General features: G+C 50.5%; 7 protein-coding genes. All 7 read right to left on the bottom strand.

Going from position 1 to position 3,955, the window contains the following annotated elements:
- On the bottom strand, positions 1 to 228 hold a 228-nt coding region (locus ACJROR_RS10815), incomplete at its 3' end, for a hypothetical protein (RefSeq protein ID WP_406547066.1).
- A gap of 9 nt (positions 229 to 237) precedes the next feature.
- Positions 238 to 768, bottom strand: coding sequence for a hypothetical protein (locus ACJROR_RS10810; protein ID WP_406547065.1), 531 nt, complete (start codon positions 766 to 768; stop codon positions 238 to 240).
- A 113-nt stretch (positions 769 to 881) separates the two neighbouring features.
- A complete protein-coding gene (locus ACJROR_RS10805; protein ID WP_406547064.1) occupies positions 882 to 1,115 on the bottom strand; it encodes a hypothetical protein in 234 nt (77 codons plus the stop codon).
- Between the two features lie 297 nt (positions 1,116 to 1,412).
- Positions 1,413 to 1,760: a TIGR04076 family protein gene (locus tag ACJROR_RS10800; RefSeq protein WP_406547063.1), complete on the bottom strand. Its 348-nt coding sequence runs from the start codon at positions 1,758 to 1,760 to the stop codon at positions 1,413 to 1,415.
- A complete protein-coding gene (locus ACJROR_RS10795) occupies positions 1,757 to 2,335 on the bottom strand; it encodes a haloacid dehalogenase-like hydrolase (protein WP_406547062.1) in 579 nt (192 codons plus the stop codon). The genes ACJROR_RS10800 and ACJROR_RS10795 overlap by 4 nt, the downstream gene beginning before the upstream one ends.
- Positions 2,336 to 2,452: 117 nt before the next feature.
- Positions 2,453 to 3,193: a hypothetical protein gene (locus tag ACJROR_RS10790; RefSeq protein ID WP_406547061.1), complete on the bottom strand. Its 741-nt coding sequence runs from the start codon at positions 3,191 to 3,193 to the stop codon at positions 2,453 to 2,455.
- Between the two features lie 357 nt (positions 3,194 to 3,550).
- The coding region (locus tag ACJROR_RS10785) for a hypothetical protein (protein WP_406547060.1) at positions 3,551 to 3,955 on the bottom strand (405 nt) is incomplete at its 5' end.

Genomic DNA, 3,955 nt, shown 5'->3' with positions numbered 1-3,955 from the left:
GCGCTGCGGTTTTAGCAAAGGCACCGCCTCTCTGCTATTGCAGCCTGTAAATCGCAGCCGCCATAAACAGCCAGCGCTGCCATCAATCACCTCTCTCCTGTTCGGCCAGGTTCCCTTTCCGGTTGCATACAACGCTGGCACGTCTATACGAGGGCAAATGCCAGCAGCGAAGGAATCCGTCAGGAAAAAGACTGACCGGAGCAAAGGCGCATTCAGAAAAAACTCCATACCAGACTGTCACTCATCATAATACTTCTCGTAATTAAAATTTTCCGCCAGCAGTTTACTCCAGTATTGCTTCTCCTCATCAGTCATATTTTTATAATCGAGCTCGAAAATTTCCCTGCCATGCTTGTTTTTCAGATTCTCGTTGGAATATACAGTCAGCCAGCAGTACAGCTTCTCTGGCGGAAAACTCATAAAATCCTCAGCAGAATAATGCGCAGGCCGGTGTTTTTTTACGTGTTTTTTTATAAAGCATTCATCGCCGTCAGCAAATCCGTACGAAATCGACTTAAAATGCTTGTATTTATCCTGATTATCCTTGATGTATTTTTTCAGTATCTTTCCTGCTTCCTTTAATACCTTTTCCCAGGGAAGTCCTGAGTCGCATATAAAAAAAGGATTATCACGACCGATGATTAATTCTTCATCATCCAAACAGGCTTCAGCCGTGTACACATCATCATCTTGATAAAGATTGATAAGGAGAGATGAATATTTCGCCAGTTCTAACCGATCTAATTCTTCCAAAAGATTTTCCAGCATTTTTTCCTAATCTCACCGGCAACTACTTCACGAAACACCTAACTGTGGCAGCATCATCCTTACTGATAACAATGCCGAAACAAGCACGTTGGTGTCAGTAACCGCATAAAAGATCACACTCCAGTCTCTATTCGGGCAAGACTGATCTCCTTATTGATATCATCCAAAGTCATGTCTGCAACTCCATTTTTTTTGGCTTGTTCCCGTAATGCCAAAAATGCCTGCATTGTCTCTTCTCTCGTGACATCTGACTCACTGGAAGCATTCATCCCGAATTCCTGACATAATCTGTCAAATTGTTTCTTTAATACTTCATCCATGTGAACGCTGAATGTAGCCTGTGCCATAATTATTTCTCCTCTCTTTATTGCCCAAGTATGTACTACTAACAGGTGCAAAAAGTCAATATATGGAACACAAACAGCACAAACGTGCTGATTTTCAGAAACGTCCCCCTGTTCAACGTCTGCTGTATAAAAATGGCTCTGTTTTAAAGCACATTCATTTAGTTAAAAGCCGTCTCAGCGTGAAGTGAAGAATTATGGCAAATACGGCGAAGAAGTTTTCTCTGGCGCGGTTAATCATGAGGATGGATTCCGGAACCTGAAAGCCGGGGAATTTGCGATTGCGGGACGGGCTTCCGCTCACTTTTCCGGGGCTTCTATTTCCGGAGTGTTTATCTCCGGGGCTTCCTTAAGAGAGTCTTGGGACTGGCTTCCGGCGGGGCGGGATCCCGCAGGCCGGGTCTCCAGCTTAAAGACGTTCATGGTATCGGGATCCGGACAGCAGAACCGGGCGGTTCCCGGGGGTTCTCCCGGAATGCGGCCGCCGTACCGGAGGATGTCGGCATAGACAAAGGCCACGTGCATGGCCATGGGACAGAGCCGCCCCCGATCCTGGTCAAAATCAAAGGAGTCTCCGGGCTTATGACCGTGATGACAGGGACATTGGCCCCGGCGTTCCATCAGGGTGATGGTGATGGCTGGCTTCATGCGGGGGCTCTCCGGGATCCGGTCTTCTCCCATTTCGGCGGAAATACCCGGTCGATCCGTGTCACTGACTTGGCCTCCTCGATAAGCCTTTGGTTATCGGATACCACCATGCCCGAGGATACCCCCTCCCAGACCCGGAGATCCGTCCGGGAGTTTCCGATGTAGCAGATCTCCTGATCTGGAAAGCGTCTCCGGAGATAGGCCAGCTTGTTTTTGCCCACCAGATTGACCTCGGGATTGGTGCCGAAGCCGTTCCGGAAAAAGCCGTGGTAAAAGGCAATCTTCTTAACCAGAGCATCGGCGCTTCCCGAAACAATGTAAACCTCGTTCTCCGGATTTGCGGCCTGCTCCCTGAGGAAGTCCAAAACCTCCCGGTTCCAGGAAAGCTTCGCGGGATCAAAGGCGTATCTTCTCGCAATGTAAAACTTGAGCACCTCTCTTCTGCCGCCGCTTCTGATAAGCCACCACAGGGAGGGGATCAGCATCAGAGGGTTTTTCAGGTTAACTGAAAAAAACGAGGTTACCGACATATCGTTGGGAATGAGGGTACCATCCAAGTCAGTGCAGTAAATCATGGTCTCAGGAAACACCGCCCCAAATGCCGCCATGGGGAGTCAAAATGATTAAACACAAAAAAACCGGCAAGCCTCACCCGATATCATTGCTCCGGGGATCCCTGCCGGCTTCGGAAATCAGAACAGCTGCTTATTCGCCACGTCCTTCTTATGAGCGATCCTCTCATAATAGAAATTGAACTGATTCCGGAACTCCTTCACGCAGTCTGAAAATTTGGAAGGTTCCGGCGGTCTTTCAGCGATATGCGTCGGACGGGCCACCTTCATGGAGTAATGGAGTCCGGCCCAGCAGAGACGGATAAAGAGCTCGGCATGAAAATTTATCACCATGCCCAGATCGTGCTTCTGCATGCACTCATAGGCAATGGCCACCGGATAAATGCGCACCGGGGCCTCGAAATCGAAATTGCGGATAACCTTGAGATCCTTCTTGTACCAGTTAAGCTTGATCTTTTCTCTTCTGGTGCGGGGTTCCGCATCCAGACGGGTTACTCCGGAAATGATGTTTTCGGGATGCTCCTGAGCCAGCCCCCACATGGCCTTGATGTCCTCGTAGGCAAACTGGCATTCCGGCACCCACAGATAAGCATGGGAAAAGCCTCTGCTGTTGGCTTCGCGGAAGCCGTCGGAAATTGCGGCATAGGGAGCGGAATCAGAGAGACGCTGGATCAGAATAATCTGCTTGAAGGGGCCGATAATCTTTTTCAGATTGGTAAGCTCGTCCTCGGAATTTCTGTCATTTACGATAAAAACAGAATAATCTCGCTCTGCCATGAGGGGCTTGATCTTTTCCATAAGATCAGCGGCAGACATATCATGCCAGTCAACGATATAACAAGGTCTGGAAACACCAGCCATCTGATAACCTCCCGGGTTCCTTGTGAATTTTATGAGGCAGAGGCTCCTGAAAGCGGATCTCTCCCTGAAAAAAAGCTGGGGACGGCTTTGCGTCCCGGGGCCCTTTCCCCTGCGCGGAAAAAGCCCGAAAATCCTTCGGACGGCATGAATCTACGCCGAAAGACCGCCGGTCTCTCCTGGGGATGCCGTCCCGTTTGCGGAGATTATACCATAATTATGCGTTCTCGTAATGCACCCGGAATTCCGGCTCCGGCAGGCGAAAGCCCCGGAATGCCGGCTTAGGCCCGGGGCCGCCCCTTCTCGGCTGTTATCCTGCTCCGGTGTTCTGCTGGTATCCTGCTCCCCTCATCTCCTGTCTTACCTCCGGTAATAATCAAAGCTCACCTGAAGATGCTGCTCGATATATGCGAGATCCAGGGGACAGAAGGAATGGAAGTGCGTCCGGAAAACGGCATTCTCAGGATCCGGCACCCGTTCGCCGTAAAAGCTCATGCTCCGGAAGATGTAATCACCGGGGCGGGAGCTGTAGGGGCGGATCACGCCCTTTTTGTCCCGGTAGCCCCGGATCCCCATGAAGTTTGACCAGTAGTTCTTAATGATCCCCGGAGTGCCAGCGGGAGAATAAAGCTCGAGCTGCAGGGGAAGCTTCTGCTGATACTTGTCGGGGGTGATGGCGCCGTTCTGAGTTTCCGCAAAGTACATGGTGGCATCCCGGCAGAAGAGCTTGGGATCAATAACCGCCCGATCCCGGAGCTCCCGGGA

This window comes from Succinimonas sp. (assembly GCF_045225735.1).
Classification (GTDB): Bacteria; Pseudomonadota; Gammaproteobacteria; order Enterobacterales; family Succinivibrionaceae; genus Succinimonas.
The sequence above is the reverse complement of the archived record's forward strand: the minus strand, read 5'-3'. Positions and strand labels throughout refer to the sequence as shown.

Bases quoted from the DNA above. Each gene is read 5' to 3' on its own strand.
- ACJROR_RS10810 (WP_406547065.1), bottom strand. From the start codon at position 768: ATGCTGGAAAATCTTTTGGAAGAATTAGATCGGTTAGAACTGGCGAAA.
- ACJROR_RS10805 (WP_406547064.1), bottom strand. From the start codon at position 1,115: ATGGCACAGGCTACATTCAGCGTTCACATGGATGAAGTATTAAAGAAA.
- ACJROR_RS10800 (WP_406547063.1), bottom strand. From the start codon at position 1,760: ATGAAGCCAGCCATCACCATCACCCTGATGGAACGCCGGGGCCAATGT.
- ACJROR_RS10795 (WP_406547062.1), bottom strand. From the start codon at position 2,335: ATGATTTACTGCACTGACTTGGATGGTACCCTCATTCCCAACGATATG.
- ACJROR_RS10790 (WP_406547061.1), bottom strand. From the start codon at position 3,193: ATGGCTGGTGTTTCCAGACCTTGTTATATCGTTGACTGGCATGATATG.